Origin of the sequence: Pelomonas cellulosilytica (assembly GCF_021353265.1) — a bacterium.
Taxonomy (GTDB): Bacteria; Pseudomonadota; Gammaproteobacteria; order Burkholderiales; family Burkholderiaceae_C; genus Pelomonas; species Pelomonas cellulosilytica.
The window spans coordinates 317,411-336,759 of the sequence record NZ_JAJTWU010000010.1 but is presented as its reverse complement, the minus strand read 5'-3'; the positions used below and the strand labels follow the sequence as shown (position 1 = coordinate 336,759).

The following is a 19,349-nucleotide window of genomic DNA, read 5'->3' as shown; positions in this document are numbered from 1 at the left end:
CTGCGCGGAACGATCCGCTACCCGGGCAACGCTCCTGTCAAAGGGAGATCCGCGTAATGCTGCGAGCCGACGGACCACTGGTAAGCCGTGTGCGGGAAATCCGCACGCACGGTTTGAACGGGGTGTTGGCTCTGTTAACGACCTATGGGCCCGCAACAGGGCCAACATCTACCAATGACTATTGCTGCCGCGCCCATCGTCTGCATCGGCGGCCTCAACATCGACCGCAAGCTTCGGCTGCTGGCCGACGCGCTGCCGGAATCGTCCAACCCTTGCGAAGCGCACGAGACGCCCGGCGGCGTGGCCCGCAACATCGCCGAGAACCTGGCGCGGCTGGGCCTGCCGGTGGCGCTCATCGCGGCGGTGGGTGACGACGCCGGCGGCCGCCTGCTGATGGAGCAGGCCACGCGCGTGGGCATCGACACCGGTGCGGTGCTGCGGCTGCCGCGGCACGTCAGCGACAGCTACACCGCGGTGCTGGGCCCCGACGGCGAGCTGCAGCTGGGCCTGGCGGCGATGCCGCTGGTGGAGCGGCTGAACCCGTGGGCGCTGCAGGCCAGCAAGGCGCTGCGCGCGCGGGCGGCGCTCGTCGTGGCCGATGGCAACCTGCCGACCGATGCCTGGCCGCTGCTGCTGTCCGAGGCCATGGAGCAGGGTACGGTGCTCGTCGGCGTGGCTGTGTCCGAGGCCAAGATGGAACGCCTGCCCGACGACCTGCGCGGCCTGACGCTGCTGCTGCTGAACGCCGGCGAGCTGGCGACCGTCGCCGACGAGCCTGATATGGCGCTGGCGCGGCTGCATGCGCGCGGCGTGGGCTGCGTGCTGGTGTCGCATGGCTCGGACGGCCTGATGCTGAGCCAGCCCGGCACCGAGCCGCGCCACTGGGCGGCGCCGGCCGTTGCGGTGGTTGACGTGACCGGCGCCGGCGATGCGTTGGCCGCGGGCGTCTGCGCGGCGCTGCTGCGCGACCGGCACGACCTGGATGCTGCCGCGCGCGTGGGCCTGGCGCTCGCCGCCCTGACCTTGCAGACGACCGACAGCGTCCACCCCGACCTGGCTCCTGATTTCCTATGCGACCGGCAAGCCCGATGAACGACCTGATCCAGTTTTCCCCTGAAGTTGCCGCGGCCCGCGCCGCGGGCCAGCCTGTCGTGGCCCTCGAATCCACCATCATTGCCCACGGCATGCCGTGGCCGCAGAACCTGGAGACGGCCCGCGAAGTCGAGGACGTCATCCGCGCCGAGGGTGCCGTTCCGGCCACCATCGCCGTCATCGGCGGTCGCATCCGCGTGGGTCTGGCCCCAGACGAACTGCAGCAGCTGGCCCAGGCGCCCGATGCGATGAAGCTCAGCCGCCGCGACCTGCCCTTTGCCATCGCCACCGGCCGGCTGGGCGCGACGACGGTCGCAGCGACGATGATCTGCGCGCATCTGGCCGGCATCGAGGTCTTCGTGACGGGCGGCATCGGTGGCGTGCACCGCGGCGCAGAGACCAGCTTCGACATCTCGGCCGACCTGCAGGAGCTGGCGCACACGCCGGTGGCGGTCGTCTGCGCCGGGGCCAAGTCCATCCTGGACCTGGGCCTGACGCTGGAATACCTGGAGACGCATGGCGTGCCGGTGCTGAGCATCGGACAGGACAACTTCGCCGCCTTCTTCACGCCGGACAGCGGCCTGAAGGCCGACTTCCGGCTCGACACGCCCGAGGAGCAGGCGCGCTTCATTCGCGCGAAATGGGCGCTGGGCCTGGGCGGCGGCGTCGTGGTGAGCAACCCGGTGCCGGCGGCGCAGGCGATGCCGCGAGACGTCATCGACGCCATCACCGCGCAGGCGCTGGCCGAGGCCGGCCAGCAGGGCATCCAAGGCAAGGCCATTACGCCATTCCTGCTCGCGCGCATCAAGGCGCTGACGGGCGGCCAGAGCCTGGCAACCAACATCGCGCTGGTCAAGCACAACGCGGTGGCCGGTGCCCGTCTGGCGCGCGCGCTGCAGCACTAAGACCGCAAAACGCACTGCCGGTGCGGCGCTCAGCAGCCGGCGGGCCAGGCTCGCCGGTTAAGCTGTTTCGCTTTGGCAGTCAACCCTTCTGACCTTCTTCAGGCTTGCATGCGAGCGACTTCTTCCTTGATTCTTCTCGGCTCCTTGCTGGTCATTGCCGCATTGGGCGGCTGCGGGCGCCAGGCCGACGCCGGCGCCGCGCCGCAGGCCAGCGCGCTGCCGCCGCAGAACGTCAGCGTCGTCCAGGTCCGGCAGGCGGACGTGCCCCTGACCGTGGAAGCCAGCGGCACCGTGACCGCGCTGCAGAGCGTGGACTTGCGTGCGCAGACCACCACCACCGTCGCGCAGGTGCTGGTGAAGGACGGCCAAGCGGTGAAGAAGGGCGAACTGCTGTTTCGCTTTGACGACCGCGCCGACCGCGCCGCGCTGGAGAAGGCGCGCGCGCAGCTGGCCCGGGACCGCGCGAGCCTCGCCGACCTGGAGCGTCAACTGGCGCGGGCGCGCGAGCTGAAGGCGCAGAACTTCATCGCGCAGAACGCGGTGGACACCGCGCAGGCCAATGTTGAAGCCGCGCAGGCGCTTGTGAAGAGCGACGAGGCCGCTGTGCAGGCCGCCCAGGTGACGGTCGGCTACAACGAGCTGCGTGCGCCCATCACCGGCCGCGTCGGCCTCGTCGGCGTCTACCCGGGCAGCCTCGTGCAGCCCAGCGCCACGGCCACGCCGCTCGTCAACATCGCGCAGCTGGACCCGATCGGCATCAGTTTCACCGTGCCCGAGACGCAACTGGCCGCGCTGCTGGCGGCGACGAAGGCCGGCGAACTGGCCGTCGAGGCGCTACCGCCGCCCGGCGCGCCACGCGACACGGCCGCGGTCCGGGGCCGCGTCACGGCGGTGGACAACCTCGTGGATGCGTCCACCGGGACGATCCGCGTGAAGGCCGAGTTCGAGAACCAGGCCCAGGCGCTGTGGCCGGGCCAGTATCTGCGCGTGCGCGTGACGCTGCGTACGCTGCAAGGTGTCACGGTGGTGCCGCAGGCGGCGCTGATCCAGCGCGGCACGGAACGCTCGGTCTACGTCGTGGCGCCGGACAACACCGCGCGGCTGGTGCCGGTGCAACTGCGCCAGGCCATGGGTGAGCAGGCGGTCGTCGAGGGCCTGGACGCGGCGGCTCAGGTCGTCATTGATGGCAAGCAGAACCTGCGGCCTGGTACGCCGTTGCGCATCCAAGCGGCGGGCGCCGTGCCGGCCGCTTCCGCCCCCGGCAGCCGTCCATGAGGTTGACCGAAGTCTTCATCCGGCGGCCGGTCATGACCGTGCTGCTGAACCTGTCGCTGGTCATCACGGGCCTGGCAGCGTGGAGCCGCATCCCGGTCGCCGCGCTGCCGTCGTACAACACGCCGATCATCAACGTTGGTGCCTCGCTGCCAGGCGCCTCGCCGGAGACGATGGCGTCGTCGGTCGCACTGCCGCTGGAGAAGCAGTTCGCCACCATCCCCGGCGTGCAGACGATCTCGTCGACGAACACGCTGGGCAACACGTCACTGACTCTGGAGTTCGACCCGTCGCGCAACATCGATGCGGCCGCCGTTGACGTGCAGGCTGCGCTGTTCCGGTCGCTGCGCGCGCTGCCGACCGAGATGACGTCGCCACCGAACTACCGCAAGGTCAATCCGGCCGATGCCCCGGTGTTAATGGTGGCGCTGACTTCGCCGTCCATGGACCTTACGGAGCTGAACGACTACGCGGAGAACCTGCTGTCGCCGGGGCTGTCCACCATCGACGGCGTGGCTCAGGTCATGATTTGGGGCCAGAAGCGCTATGCCGTGCGCATCAAAGTCAGCACCGACCTGCTGAACCAGCGCAACATCACGCTGGACGAACTGCAGACTGCCGTCAAGGCCGCCAACGCCAACACGCCGGTCGGCACGCTGGACGGTTCTCGCCAGACACTGACCATCCAGGCGAACAAGCAACTGAAGAGCGCGGCAGAGTTCGGCCTCATTGTCGTCGCCTCGCGCAACGGCGCGCCGGTCTATCTGCGCGACGTGGCCGCCGTGGAGGACAGTGTCGAGACTGCAAAGACCTACGCCACCTACCAGGGCGAGCGCTCCATCACGCTAGCCATCCAGCGCCAGCCCGACGCGAACACCGTGCAGGTGGTCGACCGCGTCAAGGCGCTGCTGCCGCGCTATGCCGAGCAGATGCCCGCGTCGGTGCAGATGCGCACGCTGAATGACCGCTCGGTGTCCATCCGCGAATCGCTGCACGACGTCTACGTGACGCTCGCGCTGACCGTCGGGTTGGTGGTCTTGGTGATCTTCATCTTCCTGCGGCGCGCGGTGGCGACGCTGATCCCGACCGCTTCGCTGCCGATCTCGCTGATCGGCGCGCTTACGCTGCTGTTCGCGCTCGGCTATTCGCTTGACAACATCTCGCTGCTGGGCATCACGCTGGCCGTGGGCCTGGTAGTGGACGATGCCATCGTCATGCTGGAGAACATCGTCCGCCACGTCGAGGACGGCATGAAGCCGTTCGACGCCGCCGTTCGCGGTGCGCGCGAGATGGCGTTCACCATCCTGTCGATCTCGGTGTCGCTGGTGGCTGTGCTGATCCCGATCTTCTTCATGCCGGGCGTCATCGGCCTGCTGTTCCACGAGTTCGCGGTCGTCGTGGGCCTGTCGATCCTCGTGTCGGCCGTCGTGTCGCTGACGCTGGTGCCGATGCTGTGCAGCCGGCTGCTCAAGGCCGACGAGCACCACGAGGACGGACCGCTGGGCCGGCTGTTCGAGCGCGGTTTCACGGCCACGCTCGACACCTACACCCGCACGCTGGACCTCGCACTGCGCCACCGCAACTGGGTGCTGTGCGTCGCGCTGCTCAGCTTCGTCGCCACCGTCTGGTTCTACGCGTCTATCCCCAAAGGCTTTTTCCCTGAGGAGGACATCGGCCAGATCCGCGCAAGCACTGAGGCGCCGGAGGACACCTCCTTCGACGCGATGACGCGGCTGCAGGACCGCGTCGCCGAGATCGTGCGCACCGACCCCAACGTGGCGGCGGTGAGCTCAGCGGTGGGCGGCGGCGGCGGCGGCGGTGGAACCAATACCGGCCGCATGTTCATCAACCTGAAGCCTCGCGGCGATCGCCAGGGCATGAAGGCGGTGCTCGAGGGCCTGCGCCAGAAAATGCGCGCGGTGCCTGGCATCCAGGTCTATTTCAGCCCGGTGCAGAACCTGCAGCTTGGTGGCCGCCAGAGCAAGAGCCGCTACCAGTTCACGCTGCAGAGCGTGTCGGCCGGCGAACTGAACAGCTGGGCTACCAAGCTGCAGGACAAGCTGCGCGGCGACGATCGCTTCCGCGACGTGACGAGCGACTCGCAGATGCGCGGGCTCCAGGCCAGCCTCGTCATCGACCGCGAGCGCGCTGCGCTGCTGGGTGTGCAGATGCAGGACCTGCGCAATGCGCTGTACGGCGCGTTCGGCGAGCGCCAGGTCTCCAGCATCTATGCCGAGAGCAACACCTACCAGGTCATCATGGAAGCCGGCGACAGCGACCGCAGCAGCGAAGCCGCGTTCGACAAGATCTACCTGCGCGGCAGGAACGGCGCGCAGGTGCCGCTGACGGCGTTCGCCAGCGTACAGCGCACGCTTGGCCCGACGGCGGTGAACCACCAGGGGCAGCTGCAGGCGGTCACGATCAGCTTCAACTTGGCGCCAGGCGTGCCGCTGGGCGATGCAACGAAGCAGCTCGAGGCGTTCACGCAGCAGATCCAGCTGCCGCCCAGCGTCATCACCAGCTATGGCGGCGACGCGGCCGTGTTCCAGGATTCTCAGGGCGGCCAGCTGCTGCTCATCGGCCTGGCCGTGGCCGTCATCTACGTGCTGCTGGGCGTGCTGTACGAGAGCTACATCCACCCGCTGACCATCCTGGCCGGGCTGCCGTCGGCGGCGGTGGGCGCGCTGATCACGCTGCAGCTGTTCGGCATGGAGCTGACGATCATTGCCACCATCGGCATCGTCATGCTGATCGGCATCGTCAAGAAGAACGCGATCATGATGATCGACTTCGCGCTGGACGTGCAACGCAGCCAGGGCCTGAAGCCGGCCGACGCGATCCGCCAGGCGGCCATCCTGCGCTTCAGGCCCATCATGATGACGACGCTGGCGGCCTTGATGGGCGCGCTGCCCATCGCCCTGGGCCTGGGTGCCGGCGCCGAGCTGCGCCAGCCGCTGGGCCTGGCGGTGGTGGGCGGGCTGATCCTGTCGCAGGCGGTGACGCTCTACATCACGCCGGTCATCTACCTGGCGCTGGACCGCTTCAGCGGCACGGGGCCCGACACGCGCGATGTCGCGGACTTCGCGACCAAAGCCTGATCAGGCGAACTTCAGCCGGCCTTCTCGGCTGTCGGCCAGCAGCCGCTGCGCTGCGCGTTCGATCATGCCGATGACGGCATCGAAGCCGGCGATCGGGCCGAAGTAGGGGTCGGGAATGTCCTCGCCGGCCATGTCGGGCAGGTAGTCAGTCAGCAGCCGGATGCGGCCGTGCAGGTCGGCCGGCGCTTTCTTGCGTAGCAGCTCGACATGCTCGGTCTCCATCGCCAGCACGAGGTCGTACTGGCCGAGTGCTTCCGGCTCAACACGGCGCGAGCGCCATTTGCGGTCCAGGCTGTACTGGTGACGGCCGAGTGCGGCGGCGGCCCGCGCATCCACCGGGCCGCCGCGCGGGTCGGCATGCACGCCAGCGGAGGTGATCGTCTTGAACACGTCGCCGAGCGTGGCCTTGAAGATGGCCTCGGCCATGGGCGAGCGGCAGATGTTGGCCGTGCAGACCAGCAAAACGGCGGCCATGCGTCAGGCCCGCGCCAGCTCGGCGCGCATCGCATCGATGACAGCCTTGTAGTCCGGCTTGCCGAAGATGGCCGAGCCGGCGACGAAGGTGTCGGCGCCCGCCGCGGCGATCTCGCGGATGTTGTCGACCTTCACGCCGCCGTCGATCTCCAGCCGGATGTCGCGGCCGGAGGCGTCGATGATCTCGCGCGCGCGCCGCAGCTTCTTCAGCGCGCTGGGGATGAAGCTCTGCCCGCCGAAGCCGGGGTTCACACTCATCAGCATGACGAGGTCCACCTTGTCGATGACCCACTCCAGCACGTCCAGCGGCGTGGCCGGGTTGAACACGAGGCCGGCCTGCTTGCCCTCGCCCTTGATGAGCTGCAGCGTGCGGTCCACATGGGCGCTGGCCTCGGGGTGGAAGGTAACCAGGTCGGCGCCGGCGCGGCAGAAGGCCTGGGCCAGGCTGTCCACCGGCTGCACCATCAGGTGCACGTCCAGCACGGCGGGCTTGCCGTCGGGCTTGACCGCGTGCTTGCGCAGCGCCTCGCAGATCATCGGCCCGAAGGTCAGGTTGGGCACGTAATGGTTGTCCATCACGTCGAAGTGGATCCAGTCCGCACCGGCGGCCAGGACGGCCTTCACCTCCTCGCCCAGGCGGGCGAAATCGGCGGACAGGAGGCTGGGGGCAATGACGGGGGACGCGGCAGGCATGGCCGCGGATTCTAGGGAGTCGGCTCCGGCCGCAGCCCGCGCAGCCAGCTGCGCACCAGCCAGTCGACGATCTGCGCGTCGCCATGCGTGCCTGCCGTCCGCATGACGCCCAGCACCGGGTCGCAGGCACGGGCGAACAGCGTGTAGAGCACGAAGTCCGACGGCAGTGCCGGGTCGATGTGGCCGTCGCGCTGGGCCTGCGCAATCCATTGGCCGAGCGTGTTCGTCAGCTGAACCAGCCGGTCGGTGTAGCCCGTGTCGCCGGCCAGAGCGTCGCGCAGCGAGGAGCTCTGCGCCGGCAGGGCAGGCATCCGCCCGGCGATCTGCTGCTCATAGGCCCAGCGCGCCAGCGCGTCCAGCCGGCCCAGCGCCGGGCCGGGCAGGGCGGACAGGCGGGCCGTCTCGGCCAGCGCGCGCTCCAGCACGCGGGCCATCGCGGCGGCGGCCAGTTGCTCCTTAGACGTGAAGTGCCGGTACAGGCTGGCCTTGGAGATGCCGACCTCCGCGACGACGGCGTCCATCGTCATCGCGTCGAACCCTTTGTCCGCCAGCAGCCGCTCCACCGCATCGACGACGGCCTCCTGGCGGGCCTGCTGCACCTGTTCACGGAAGCTCGGGCGACTCATCTCGCGATTGTAGGAGGGGGAGGAGGCGCCTGAACCGGCTGGTCCAATTTGAGAATTTACAGTATGAAACAGTACTGAATGGTTGCAAACGTGAACTGAATAGTTCACATTCTGGCCCAGGCAGTTTTGCTGCCGAGCTCACTGCCGGAATGCTCCCGCCGCCTCACGCGGCGCCCCCACCCCCCACGCAAGGAGACATGCATGCAGACAACCTCCCGCCGGCGCTTCGCCGCCGCCCTGTGCCTGACACCGCTGTTGACCCCGTTGTTGACCGCCTGTGGCGGCGGTGATGACGACGGCGACCCGACCGTCGTCGGCGTGGCGCAGGCCGATGCGCAGTTCAGCGTGCTGGTCGAGGCCATCACCGCCGCGGGCCTGGACACGACGCTGTCCGGCGCTGGCCCCTACACGGTGTTCGCTCCCACCAACGACGCCTTCACGGCGCTACTGGCCGAGCTGGGCGTCACCAAGGCGCAGCTGCTGGCTGACAAAGCGACGCTGACCGCCGTGCTGCAGTACCACGTCATCGCCGGCCGCGTCGCCAAGGCCGACGTGCCGCTGGGCAAGCCCGTCACCCCGCTGCAGGGCGGCATCTTCAAGGTCGACACGGCCGGCAATGGCCTCGTCATCACCGACGGGCGCAACCGCCAGGCGCGCATCACCGCCACCGACGTGACGGCCAGCAACGGCCTCGTCCACGTCATCGACAAGGTGCTGCTGCCGGCCAACAAGACCGTCGTCGCCACGGCGCAGGCAGTGCCGGACTTCTCCATCCTCGTCGAGGCCGTCGTCGCCGCCGGCCTGGTGGAGACGCTGAACGGCACCGGCCCGTTCACCGTCTTCGCGCCGACCAACGCGGCCTTCGCCAAGCTGCTGGCCGAGCTGGGCGTCACGAAGGAGCAGCTGCTGGCCAACAAGCCGCTGCTGACCCAGGTGTTGACGTATCACGTGCTGCCGTCCCGCGTGCTGAAGGCGCAGGTGCCCGTCGGCTCGGCCATCACCACGGTGCAGGGCGGCACTTTCACCGTCGATGCGTCGCTGGCCATCACCGACGCCCGCGGCCGCAAGGCGGCGATCACGGCCACCGACGTGCTGGCCAGCAACGGCGTCATCCACACGCTGGACACGGTCATCCTGCCCGCGGCCTGAGTTCCCGTTCCCTGCCGGGCCCGCAAGACCCGGCGCTTTCCGCCCCCCCGGCATCACCTCCAAGGAGTTCTCCCATGAAGCGCTATCTCGCCATCTGCCTCATGTCCTTCGCCGCAGCCGCGGCCCAGGCCAAGGACATCGTCGACACTGCCGTTGCAGCCGGCAACTTCAAGACGCTGGCCACGGCCCTGCAAGCCGCCGGTCTCGTCGACACGTTGAAGGGCCCCGGCCCATTCACCGTCTTCGCGCCCACCGACGCGGCCTTCGCCAAGATCCCCAAGGCCGATCTCGACGCGCTGCTGAAGGACAAGGCCAAGCTCGCCGCCGTGCTGGCCTACCACGTCGTGCCGGGCAAGGTCATGGCCAAGGACGTCAAGGCTGGCAAGGTCAAGACCGTGCAGGGCAGCGATCTCACGGTGACCACCGCGAACGGCGTGATGGTCGACAACGCCAAGGTGACGGCCACAGACATCGCGGCCGACAACGGCGTCATTCACGTCATCGACAGCGTCGTGATGCCGAAGTGAGGCCCCTCGTCGGGTCGCGCTCGCGCGGAACGCGCGCTCGCCCAGCCGGCCCCCGTCGGGACGGCGATGCAAGCGGCGTCGAGCTTCTTGCACATCGCCAGACGGGCCGGCCTGGGCGCGACCCGACGCTCGGCCCGGGGGCAATACCGATCCGCGTGCTTGCCGAACTCAGCGCGGGCGCTGGAACGCGTCCCGCGCCTTCTGCGCCTCGGCCCAGTGATGGCAGCCGGGCTGGTGGTCGTTGATGAGGCCCATGGCCTGCATCAGCGCGTGCATCGTCGTCGGGCCGACGAACTTCCAGCCGCGCTGCTTCAGGTCCTTCGACAGCGCCTCCGACGGTGCCGATTGCGACAGGTTGTGCGCCACCGAGTTCTTCGGCGGCTCGAAGCGCCACAGGTAGGCGGCCAGCGAGCCCGTCTCGGCGACGAGCGCCAGGCAGCGGCCGGCATTGTGGACGGCCGCCTCGATCTTGCCGCGGTGGCGCACGATGCCCGGGTCGGCCAGCAGCCGGTTCACGTCCTGCTCCGTGAACGCGGCGACCTGGTGGTAGTCAAAACCCTTGAACGCCGCCCGGAAAGCCTCGCGCTTGTTCAGGATGGTCCGCCACGACAGGCCGCTCTGAAAACCTTCGAGGCACAGCTTCTCGAACAGCCGGAAGTCGTCGGCAACCGGGCGGCCCCATTCCTCGTCGTGGTAGCGCAGATAGTCCGCGTCGCCGGGGGCGGCGGCGCACCAGGCGCAGCGCGGACGGCCGTCGGGGGGCAGGTACAGGGGTTTCGGGCTCATCGGTATTTCTCGTAGAGCTGGCGCAGAGTGCCGTCGCGCTCCAGTTTCAGCAGCGCCTGTGTCAGCCGCTCCTCGTGCGCGGCGGGCAGGTCGGCCCGCATCGCCAGGAACTGCGGCTCTTCCTGGAAGACGGTGCGGCCAAACCGGAACCGCTCGCCGGGACGCACGTCGTTGAGGTGGTGGCGCAGACTGATGTCCTGGCCGTAGATCACGTCGGCTCGGCCCAGCGCCAGCATCGTCAGCGCCTCGCGCTCGGAACCCACCTCCGCGATGGTCACGCCGGCCTGCAGCAGGTGACGCCCCAGCGCCGTCCCGCGCATGACGAGCACTGGCTTCTGGTGGCTCACGCTCGCGAGGTCAGCCAGCGACTCCAGCTGCCGCCGGTCGTCGCTGCGCTGCACGAGCACGTGGCGGATCGTGTACAGCGGCACCGACGCATAGCGCCACTGGCGCTCGCGCTCGGGCGACTTCAGCAGGCAGAAGAAGGCATCGACCTGGCCCTCGGCCAGCAGGCGCTCCACGCGCTTGAGCGGCACCTGCTGTTCCAGCCCCGTGAAGTGCAGCCCCGGGTCCACACGCGTGACCGCGCGCAGGATCTCCAGGCACAGCCCTGGCCGATGCGCCGGGCCGGCGGGGTCGTACTTGATGACGGCGCCGCCTTGCTGGACCGTGCGCAGGCTGATGTCCTGTGCGAACACGCCCGGGCACAGGAAAGCCATCATCCAGGCCATCCATCGAAGCACTACGATGCCCCCTTCGCAGACGGAAATTCCCGAGCATAGCCACAATCCCCCCATGCCCCACCCCCGTTTCAGTTGCAGCGTCGCCGTGCAGGTCCTGCCCGAGCAGACGCATCTCGAGCAAGGTGTGTACGCCTACAGCTACACGGTCACCATCGAGAACACCGGAGACGTGATGGCCCAGCTGATTGGCCGGCATTGGGAGATAACCGATGCGCGCGGTCAGGTGCAGATCGTCGACGGCCTGGCCGTCGTGGGGCACCAGCCCGTGCTGGCGCCGGGGCAGAAGTTCCAGTACAGCTCCTGGGCGCAGATCGGCACGCCGCAGGGCACGATGCGCGGGCGCTTTTTGTGCGTGACGGAGGGCTGCGAGATCTTCCACACGGACGTCGCCGAGTTCCTGCTCGCCGACAGCGCCAGCCTGCATTGATGGATGTCGTCCCCTCGTCCAGGCCGGCCGCGGGGCCGGCTTGCGAGCGGCCCGGCGCCCGGCCCGCAAAGCCAAGGACGCACGCACCTTGAACCGGCGTACGTGGGACCTCACTGCCCTTCTCAACGCCGCTGACCCGCAGGCGCCTCTGGCTGAGCGCAACCTGTGGCTCGTGCGGCTGCTGGAGTGGTTGAGGCAGACGCCGCGCGAGGAGGCCGCCGCCGGCACGCCGCGCGCCGTCGTGCGTCTCAAGCACCTGCTCAACGTGCTGGAGCGCCACCCGGAGCATGCGTGGAAGTTCGCCCACGTCATCGCCGGCGTTTGGAACGACGTGGACGCGGTCGCTCTGTTCGCCGAGGTCGGCTTCGCGCCTCGCATGGCGCTGTGGCACGAGTTCCTCGGCCGGTTGCGCCGCCGCGTGCTGCCTCACACGACCGACACGCGCGACTTGGCCGCGCTGTTCGAGCTGCTGTTCGGCGACGAGGCCGACGAGGACTGGATCGCCGCCATCGACGACGAGCTACTGGCGCGGCTGAGCCTGCTGTTCGCCGCCGCGCCGGACGATGGCTGGCGCGTGGAGACGCGAGCAGCCATCACCGTGCTCGTCAGCAGCGTCCATGCCGCCGGCCTCGCCGGCGCGCTGCGCGTGCGCATGGAAGGCCCGCTGCTGCGCGACCGGCCGTTCCACCAGCTGCCCGCCGCGTGGGAGGCCGTCGAACGCCTGCTCACGCAGCCCACGGTGGACGAGGCGGCGCTGCAGCCGGCGCTGCAGGTACTGCATGCGCTGCTGGACCGCTGCCGCGCCGCGGCGCTGACCGTACCCGAGCACCTGGAGGCGCACGGCGTGTCGGTGGACCTGATGTTCTCCGTCGAGCAGCTGACCGCGCGCATCGAGCGCATCGAGGCGCTGCTGGCCTGCCTGCTGTCGCGCGAGCCGCAGCGCGAGCTGCTGCGGCTGGTGGCCGGGCTCGTGCGCGTCGTGCACGAGCGCCGCAGCCTGCGCACGCTGTTCAGCCGGCACTACTCGCTGCTGGCGCGCAAGGTGGCTGAGCGCAGCGCCGAGACCGGCGAGCACTACATCACCCGCAACCGCGCCGAGTACCGCGACATGCTCGCGCGTGCGGCCGGCGGTGGCGCGGTGATTGCCGGCACCACCTTCATCAAGTTCGGCATTGCTGCGCTCGGGCTCACGGCCTTCTGGGGCGGCTTCTGGGCCGGCGTCAACTACGCGATGAGCTTCGTGTTCGTCCACGTGCTGCATTGGACGGTGGCCACCAAGCAGCCGGCGATGACGGCGCCCGCGATGGCCGACAAGCTGCTGCACATCGACCGCGACGATGGCGTGCAGGGCTTCGTCGACGAGGTGGCCCACCTGGTGCGCTCACAAGTGGCCGGCATCGTCGGCAACCTCGCGCTGGTGGCGCCCATCGTGCTGGCCGTGCAGCTGCTGGCCGGGCTGGCGCTCGGCGCAACGCCCGTCAGCCCCAAGCAGGCCGACTACGTGCTGCACTCGCTCAGCCTCACCGGCCCGTCGCTGCTGTTCGCAGCGTTCACCGGCGTGCTGCTGTTTGCGTCCAGCCTTGTCGCCGGCTGGGTGGAGAACTGGTTCGTCTTCAACCGGCTAGACAGCGCCATCGCATGGAACCCGCGGCTGGTGGCCACGCTGGGCCAGGCGCGCGCGCAGCGCTGGTCCCGCTGGTGGCGGGCCAACATCTCGGGCTTGGCGGCCAACATCAGCCTCGGGATGATGCTGGGCCTCACGCCGGCGCTGCTGGGTTTTGTGGGCCTGGGGCTGGACGTGCGCCATGTGACGCTGTCCACCGGCCAGCTTGCGGCGGCGGTCGGCGCGCTGGGCTTCGGCGTCATTGGCACGTGGCCGTTCTGGTCCTGCGTGCTGTGCATTGCCGGCATCGGCGCGCTGAACGTCGGCGTGAGCTTCCTCTGCGCGTTCAAAGTCGCGATGCGCTCGCGCGGCGTCAAGCTGGCCGACCGCCGCCGCGTCTACGCGGCAATCCGCGCGCGGCTGTGGCGCGAGCCGCGGAGCTTTCTGGTGCCGCCGCGGTGATCAGTCGTCCTTGCGGCGTTCGCCCTTGTCGCGGCCGGCGAACATGGTCCACCAGACGATGAGCACGAGGATGAGCAGCGCGCCGAGCGCTTCGAGCAGCAGGATGAGCATGGCGACGGTGGCGCGTTGGGGGCTGGCGGCGATTCTAGGAACGCTGGCCGCGTGCTCCTCCACGCCGCCGCTGCCCACGCCGGCGTCGCCAGCCGTCCGGCCCCAGCCCGCCGCGGCTGCGCGCTGGGTGGCCGCCGACTGGCGCGACCTGCCCGGCTGGGGCGACGACGACCTGCCCGCGGCCTGGCCCGCGCTGCTCGCCAGCTGCCAGCGCCCGGCGCCGGGCTGGGCCGAGTTCTGCGCGCGCGCCGCGCTGCAGTCGCCCGCCGATGCGATGGAAGCCACGTTGCTGCTGATGAAGCACCTGCGGCCCTGGCGGCTGGCCGGTGATGGCGGCGACACGGGGCTGCTGACCGGCTACTTCGAGCCCCAGGTCGCCGCCAGCCGCACGCGCCAGGGCGCCTTCCAGTGGCCCGTGCTGGCGCTGCCCAGCGACCCGGCGCTGCGCCGCCTGCCGCGCCGTGACATCGATGCCAACCCCCGCTTCGACGCGCTGGCGCTGGCCTGGCTGGACGACCCCTTCGCGCTGCTGCAGCTGCAGGTGCAGGGCTCGGGCCGCCTCATGCTGCGCGACGCTTCGGGCGCCGAGCGCGCCAGCCGCGTCGCCTGGGCCGGCCACAACGACCAGCCCTTCCAGAGCGTCGCCCGCGCGCTGCTGGACCGCGGCGAGGTGGCCGACGCGCAGCCCCGCACGCTCAGTGACTGGGCTCGTCGCAACCCGGCCCAGGTGCGCGACGCAATGGCCGTCAACCCGCGCGTCGTCTACTTCCGCGAAGAGCCTTTGCCAGACCTGACGCTCGGCCCGCGTGGCGCCCAGGGCGTGCCACTGACGCCGGGCCGCTCCGTGGCCGTGGACCGCGCGCACATCCCGCTCGGCACGCCGCTGTGGCTGGACAGCACCGAGCCCTGGTCGCCCGGCGCACCGGCCACGCCGCTGCGCCGCCTCGTGCTGGCGCAGGACACCGGCAGCGCCATCACCGGCGCCGTGCGGGCCGACCTGTTCTGGGGATGGGGCGACGACGCGGCGCTGCGCGCCAGTCGCACCAGGCAGCCGCTGCGGCTGTGGGCGCTGCTGCCCCAGGGACTCACTCCGTGACCTTCACGCCCTTCCAGAACGCGTAGCGGCCCTTGATCTCGGCGGCCGCCGGCAGCGGGTCGGGGTAGTACCAGACGGCGTCCGGGTTCATCTCGCCGTTGATCAGCAGACTCAGGTACTTGGCTTCGCCCTTCCATGGGCAGCGGCTCACGTGGTTCGAGAAAGTCGTGTACTGCCTGTTCAATGACTCGGGCGGGAAGTAGTGATTGCCTTCCACCACCACCGTGTTGTCGCTCTCGGCGAGGGTCACGCCGTTCCAGACTGCTTTCATTGCCGCTCTCCTTCAGAATGGGCCGGGTGAAACGCTACCACTCCCACCTCGGCCGCGACATCGTCCTCACCGCCGGCAGCGCCCGCGACCTCGAACCCGGCCAGTTCGGCGTACTGGCCATCGACGGCGGCGCGGGCGGCTGGTCCGTCGTGCACAAGGGGCCGGGCGGCGATGTCATGGAGCTCAACAACGACATGCACTTCGAGTTACCGGAAGACGCGCTGGCCTTCGTGAAGGAGCTGATCGAGCTGATGGCGGTGGGGGACGCCGGCGCATGAAGGTGGCGGTGGCCGCGCTGCTGGGGCTGGTGGCGCCCGGCCTCGCCGGCGCCGCCGCCGACGTGGCTGCCGGCCGCAAGCTCTTCGCCAGCTGCGCCAACTGCCATGCCGTCGGCCCCGGCGCGCGCCACGGTTTCGGGCCGCAGCTCAATGGCCTTGCCGGCCGCAGGGCCGGCAGCGTCGCGGACTATGCTTACTCGCCGGCGATGAAGGCGTCCGGCCTGGTCTGGAACGAGGCTACGCTGACCGCCTTCCTGCGCGACCCGAATACCGTCGTGCCCGGCACCAAGATGCGCTATTGGGGCTTGGGCATCAACGAAGCCAAGGTGGCCGACCTGCTCGCCTACCTGGCCGCCACCCAGCCTCGTTGAAGGAGCCCCCCGCCATGCACCAACTGCACGCTCCGCTGACGCTCTACGGCGCGGCCGACTCGGGCGCCGTGGCCGTGGAAGCTGCGCTGACGCTGCTGAGCCTGCCCTACACGCTGATAGAAGGCGCCACGTGGGCCGAGGAAGCTGCACGCGACCGCGTCGCGACGAGCAACCCGATGCGCCAGATTCCCACGCTCGTCATGCCCGACGGCGAGGTGATGACGGAGAGCGCCGCCATCCTGATCTACCTCGCCGATCTGGACCCGGCTGCCACGCTCGCGCCCGCGCCCACGGCGCCGCTGCGTCGGCAGTTCCTGCGCTGGATGCTGTACGTCTCGTCGGCCATCTACGCGCTGCACTGGATCAAGCCCGACGTGAGCCGCATCGGCGCGCCGCCGGCGTTCCGCGATGCCGTCGTCGACGCGGTCCACGAACGCATCGCCTTCTGCTGGGCCAACATGGACGAACAGCTCAACCCTGGCGACTACCTGCTGGGTGATGAGCTGACGGTGCTGGACCTGTATGTCGCCGTCGTGTCTCGCTTCGGTCCGTGGCGCGAGCGCTTCTACGAGGTGGCGCCGCGGATGACGCCGGTGGTGCACCGCGTGGATAGCGATCCGCGGCTGGTGGGGCTGTGGCAGCAGCGGTTCACGGAGGAATGACCATGATCTCGGAACGCTTCAACATCTTCGGCGGCCTGTTCGACATCGAGCGCACCGGCGGCGGCTGGTCCGTGCTTGCGGTCGGCAACGACGGCAAGCGCGCGCCGGCCCACTTCGTCATTCCGGAGTTCGTGGCGGACGAGGAACTGGAGCAGTACCTGTTCGACTTGTTCCACGAGGACGCGGTGGGGAAAGCGGGTGGGATTTTTCGAGTGCAGCGGTAGCAGCGAGATGACGGGGACAGACCACCCAGCCGTCAGCGCCTTCGCGGAGGCTGTGCGGCGATTCAGCGCGTGGTGCGAAGGCGACTCTGCCGACATCACCGCAACTTGCGCTGCGGCCTGGCTTTGCGAGCTGTATCGGCTGGCGCTCGCGCTGCCAATTGTCGAATGCGAGAACGAGGAGGGGCTGCCCAGGCTTCCGGCGTAGATGATCGACTGTGTGAAGGCGAACCTGTCGCAATTCAGCGGTCTTTACTACCGCGAGGTGTTCGATCCGGACCCGCAGCTGAACGACGAAGTCGTCATCGGTGACGTGGCCGATGACCTGCTCGACATCTATCTGGACCTGCGGCGAGGGCTGCTGACTTTCGAACGAGGGGAGGACCAAAAGGCGCTCTGGCATTGGTCATTCAGCCATCGCATCCATTGGGGGCGGCATTGTGTTGGGGCGCTCATGGGGCTGCACGGCATGGTGCTGTCGAAGCAGGAATGAGATCGCCCACGGCTAGTCACACCTGCCCACCCGCCTTCGACCCCTTGCCCAGTAGCACTGGTGCATCCGTGATGCCCAGCAGATCGGCCGCCAGAGCCTCCGCCACCTCGATGCCATCGACGCCGGCCGACATGATGCCGCCTGCATATCCGGCGCCTTCACCGGCCGGGAACAGCCCGCGCACGTTGAGGCTCTGGTAGTCCCGTCCGCGGTTGATGCGCAGTGGTGACGACGTGCGCGTCTCCACGCCGGTCAGCACCGCGTCGGGCCGGTCGAAGCCGCGGATCTGGCGGGCGAACGCGGGCAGCGCCTCACGGATCGCGTCCAGGCAGTACGACGGCAGCGAGCCGCGGCCTTTTTCCTGCAGGTTGGTCAGCGTGACGCCCGGCTTGTAGCTCGGCAGCACATCGCCAAACTGCTTGCTGACCTGGCGCTTGATGAAGTCGCCCACCAGCGCGCCCGGTGCGAGGTAGCCGCCGCCGCCCAGCTCGTAGGCGCGGCTTTCCCATTGGCGCTGAAAGGCCATGCCGTCCAGCGGGTTCACGGGGCTGCCGTCGCGCTTGCCGTCTTGACGGTAGTCCTCGGGCATGAGGCCCACGACGATGCCGGCGTTGGCGTTGCGCTCGTTGCGCGAGTACTGGCTCATGCCGTTGGTGACGACGCGGTCCGGCTCGCTCGTCGCCGCCACGACCGTGCCGCCGGGGCACATGCAGAAGCTGTAGACCGAGCGACCATTCTTCGCGTGGTGCACCAGCTTGTAGTCGGCCGCGCCGAGGATCGGATGTCCAGCGTTGGGGCCGAAACGGGCCGCGTCGATGAGCGACTGCGGATGCTCGATGCGGTAGCCGATGGAGAAGGGCTTGGCCTCCATCTGCACGCCGCGCTCGTGGAGCATCTTGAAAGTGTCCCGCGCGCTGTGGCCCAGCGCGATGACGACGTGGCTGGCGCTGATCTGCTCGCCGCTTTCCAGCGTGAGGCCGCGGATGCACCGGCCGTCGGGACCGTCTTCGATCAGCACGTCGGTCACCTTCTGCTGGAAGCGGATCTCGCCGCCCAGCCGCTCGATCTCGGCGCGCATCTTGATGATCATGCTGACGAGCCGGAAGGTGCCGATGTGCGGCTTGCTCACGAACAGGATCTCTTCCGGCGCGCCGGCCTTGACGAACTCGGTCAGCACCTTGCGGCTGAGGTGACGCGGGTCGCTGATCTGGCTCCACAGCTTGCCGTCGGAGAAGGTGCCGGCGCCGCCCTCTCCGAACTGCACGTTGCTCTCGGGGTGCAGCTTTTGCTCGCGCCACAGGCCCCAGGTGTCCTGCGTGCGCTCGCGGACGGACTTGCCGCGCTCCAGCACCAGCGGCCGCAGGCCCATCTGCGCCAGGATCAGCGCGGCGAAAAGGCCGCAGGGGCCGAAGCCGACGACGACGGGCCGCGGGCCGGTGAACTCGCCCACCTGCGCGAGGAAGTGGTAGCCGGTGTCGGGCGTCGGGCGGATCTGGTGGTCGCCGGCAAAACGGGCCATCACGGCCGCCTCGTCGACACGGTCGGTCAGCGTGCAGTCCAGCGTGTAGACCAGCTGGATGTCGCTGCGCTTGCGGGCGTCGTAGCCGCGGCGGAAGACGTGGACGTGGGCCAGCTCGGCGTCGGCCAGCTGCAGACGGGCCAGCACGGCTGGGCGCAGCGCGTCGTCGGCGTGGTTCAGCGGCAGGCGGAGTTCGGTGATGCGGATCATGGCGTTTGGTCGATATTTAGCCGACAAAAACAAACAGGCCCCGCGGGGCCTGTGCTTGGGGTGATGCCGTCAGGCGATCAGCCCGATATCAACCCGAATGCGGGCGCTTGCCCGGGTTCTTCTTGGAACGGGTGTGCGAGCCGCGCTCCAGGCTGCGCAGCTGGCCCTTGCCGGCCGTGAAGGTGACGCCCTTGGGGGCGGAGGGACGGGGAGTGGCCTTGCGGTCCGCTTCGGTGACGATCTTGTTGCCCATGATGGCT

At 69.3% G+C, this 19,349-nt stretch carries 22 protein-coding genes; 14 read left to right on the top strand and 8 right to left on the bottom strand.

The genetic code is table 11. The features are described from left to right. Positions 1-174 precede the first annotated feature (174 nt). From LXT13_RS24295 to LXT13_RS24280, 4 genes are all read left to right on the top strand, one after another. Positions 175-1,092, top strand: a complete 918-nt coding sequence (locus LXT13_RS24295) for a PfkB family carbohydrate kinase (protein ID WP_233374897.1) — start codon at positions 175-177, stop codon at positions 1,090-1,092. Further along, complete coding sequence (locus LXT13_RS24290) at positions 1,089-1,997, top strand: pseudouridine-5'-phosphate glycosidase (protein WP_233374896.1); 909 nt, start codon at positions 1,089-1,091, stop codon at positions 1,995-1,997. The genes LXT13_RS24295 and LXT13_RS24290 overlap by 4 nt, the downstream gene beginning before the upstream one ends. Before the next feature lie 126 nt (positions 1,998-2,123). Beyond that, positions 2,124-3,272 (top strand): efflux RND transporter periplasmic adaptor subunit, encoded by a 1,149-nt coding sequence (locus tag LXT13_RS24285; protein ID WP_233374895.1) that lies wholly within the window; start codon positions 2,124-2,126, stop codon positions 3,270-3,272. After that, complete coding sequence (locus LXT13_RS24280) at positions 3,269-6,367, top strand: efflux RND transporter permease subunit (protein WP_233374894.1); 3,099 nt, start codon at positions 3,269-3,271, stop codon at positions 6,365-6,367. Before LXT13_RS24285 ends, LXT13_RS24280 begins: the two co-directional genes overlap by 4 nt. Here the strand turns inward: LXT13_RS24280 and LXT13_RS24275 are convergent, their stop codons facing one another. From LXT13_RS24275 to LXT13_RS24265, 3 genes are read right to left on the bottom strand one after another with little or no spacing between them, the layout of a single operon-like run. Beyond that, a complete protein-coding gene (locus tag LXT13_RS24275; protein ID WP_233374893.1) occupies positions 6,368-6,841 on the bottom strand; it encodes a low molecular weight protein-tyrosine-phosphatase in 474 nt (157 codons plus the stop codon). 3 nt (positions 6,842-6,844) lie between these two features. Beyond that, positions 6,845-7,534 (bottom strand): ribulose-phosphate 3-epimerase, encoded by a 690-nt coding sequence (gene rpe / locus LXT13_RS24270; protein ID WP_233374892.1) that lies wholly within the window; start codon positions 7,532-7,534, stop codon positions 6,845-6,847. An 11-nt stretch (positions 7,535-7,545) separates the two neighbouring features. Beyond that, complete coding sequence (locus LXT13_RS24265; protein ID WP_233374891.1) at positions 7,546-8,160, bottom strand: TetR/AcrR family transcriptional regulator; 615 nt, start codon at positions 8,158-8,160, stop codon at positions 7,546-7,548. A gap of 201 nt (positions 8,161-8,361) precedes the next feature. Between LXT13_RS24265 and LXT13_RS24260 the strand changes: the two genes are divergently transcribed. Next, complete coding sequence (locus LXT13_RS24260) at positions 8,362-9,309, top strand: fasciclin domain-containing protein (protein WP_233374890.1); 948 nt, start codon at positions 8,362-8,364, stop codon at positions 9,307-9,309. A 74-nt stretch (positions 9,310-9,383) separates the two neighbouring features. Further along, positions 9,384-9,836, top strand: a complete 453-nt coding sequence (locus LXT13_RS24255; protein ID WP_233374889.1) for a fasciclin domain-containing protein — start codon at positions 9,384-9,386, stop codon at positions 9,834-9,836. Between the two features lie 168 nt (positions 9,837-10,004). Here the strand turns inward: LXT13_RS24255 and LXT13_RS24250 are convergent, their stop codons facing one another. Then, on the bottom strand, positions 10,005-10,622 hold the full coding sequence (locus LXT13_RS24250; protein WP_233374888.1) for a DNA-3-methyladenine glycosylase I: 618 nt from the start codon (positions 10,620-10,622) through the stop codon (positions 10,005-10,007). Further along, positions 10,619-11,344 carry a substrate-binding periplasmic protein gene (locus LXT13_RS24245; RefSeq protein WP_233374887.1) on the bottom strand — a complete coding sequence of 242 codons (726 nt, stop codon included), beginning with the start codon at positions 11,342-11,344 and terminating at the stop codon, positions 10,619-10,621. Before LXT13_RS24245 ends, LXT13_RS24250 begins: the two co-directional genes overlap by 4 nt. Positions 11,345-11,417: 73 nt before the next feature. On the opposite strand from LXT13_RS24245, the gene apaG reads away from it, so the two are divergent. The 3 genes from apaG to mltA all read left to right on the top strand — a co-directional run bounded on the left by apaG (position 11,418) and on the right by mltA (position 15,064). Further along, on the top strand, positions 11,418-11,792 hold the full coding sequence (apaG, locus tag LXT13_RS24240) for a Co2+/Mg2+ efflux protein ApaG (RefSeq protein ID WP_233374886.1): 375 nt from the start codon (positions 11,418-11,420) through the stop codon (positions 11,790-11,792). Positions 11,793-11,880: 88 nt separating this feature from the next. Next, the gene (locus LXT13_RS24235) at positions 11,881-13,857 is read left to right on the top strand and encodes a site-specific recombinase (RefSeq protein WP_233374885.1); all 1,977 of its coding nucleotides are present in this window, start codon (positions 11,881-11,883) and stop codon (positions 13,855-13,857) included. Between the two features lie 103 nt (positions 13,858-13,960). Continuing rightward, positions 13,961-15,064 (top strand): murein transglycosylase A, encoded by a 1,104-nt coding sequence (gene mltA / locus LXT13_RS24230; protein WP_233374884.1) that lies wholly within the window; start codon positions 13,961-13,963, stop codon positions 15,062-15,064. Here the strand turns inward: mltA and LXT13_RS24225 are convergent. After that, a complete protein-coding gene (locus LXT13_RS24225; RefSeq protein ID WP_233374883.1) occupies positions 15,054-15,335 on the bottom strand; it encodes a DUF427 domain-containing protein in 282 nt (93 codons plus the stop codon). The genes mltA and LXT13_RS24225 overlap by 11 nt on opposite strands. A 26-nt stretch (positions 15,336-15,361) precedes the next feature. On the opposite strand from LXT13_RS24225, the gene LXT13_RS24220 reads away from it, so the two are divergent. The 5 genes from LXT13_RS24220 to LXT13_RS24200 all read left to right on the top strand — a co-directional run bounded on the left by LXT13_RS24220 (position 15,362) and on the right by LXT13_RS24200 (position 17,360). Then, a complete protein-coding gene (locus LXT13_RS24220) occupies positions 15,362-15,613 on the top strand; it encodes a hypothetical protein (protein ID WP_233374882.1) in 252 nt (83 codons plus the stop codon). Then, the gene (locus tag LXT13_RS24215; protein ID WP_233374881.1) at positions 15,610-15,984 is read left to right on the top strand and encodes a c-type cytochrome; all 375 of its coding nucleotides are present in this window, start codon (positions 15,610-15,612) and stop codon (positions 15,982-15,984) included. The genes LXT13_RS24220 and LXT13_RS24215 overlap by 4 nt, the downstream gene beginning before the upstream one ends. Before the next feature lie 14 nt (positions 15,985-15,998). Further along, on the top strand, positions 15,999-16,646 hold the full coding sequence (locus tag LXT13_RS24210; protein ID WP_233374880.1) for a glutathione S-transferase family protein: 648 nt from the start codon (positions 15,999-16,001) through the stop codon (positions 16,644-16,646). A gap of 2 nt (positions 16,647-16,648) precedes the next feature. Continuing rightward, positions 16,649-16,870, top strand: coding sequence for a DUF7661 family protein (locus LXT13_RS24205; RefSeq protein ID WP_233374879.1), 222 nt, complete (start codon positions 16,649-16,651; stop codon positions 16,868-16,870). Positions 16,871-17,087: 217 nt separating this feature from the next. Then, a complete protein-coding gene (locus tag LXT13_RS24200; RefSeq protein WP_233374878.1) occupies positions 17,088-17,360 on the top strand; it encodes a DUF5063 domain-containing protein in 273 nt (90 codons plus the stop codon). Positions 17,361-17,376: 16 nt separating this feature from the next. Here the strand turns inward: LXT13_RS24200 and LXT13_RS24195 are convergent, their stop codons facing one another. Together LXT13_RS24195 and LXT13_RS24190 are read right to left on the bottom strand one after the other, a co-directional pair. Continuing rightward, the gene (locus LXT13_RS24195) at positions 17,377-19,089 is read right to left on the bottom strand and encodes an NAD(P)/FAD-dependent oxidoreductase (protein ID WP_233374877.1); all 1,713 of its coding nucleotides are present in this window, start codon (positions 19,087-19,089) and stop codon (positions 17,377-17,379) included. Positions 19,090-19,177: 88 nt separating this feature from the next. After that, positions 19,178-19,342: a hypothetical protein gene (locus LXT13_RS24190; protein WP_233374876.1), complete on the bottom strand. Its 165-nt coding sequence runs from the start codon at positions 19,340-19,342 to the stop codon at positions 19,178-19,180. Positions 19,343-19,349 lie beyond the last annotated feature (7 nt).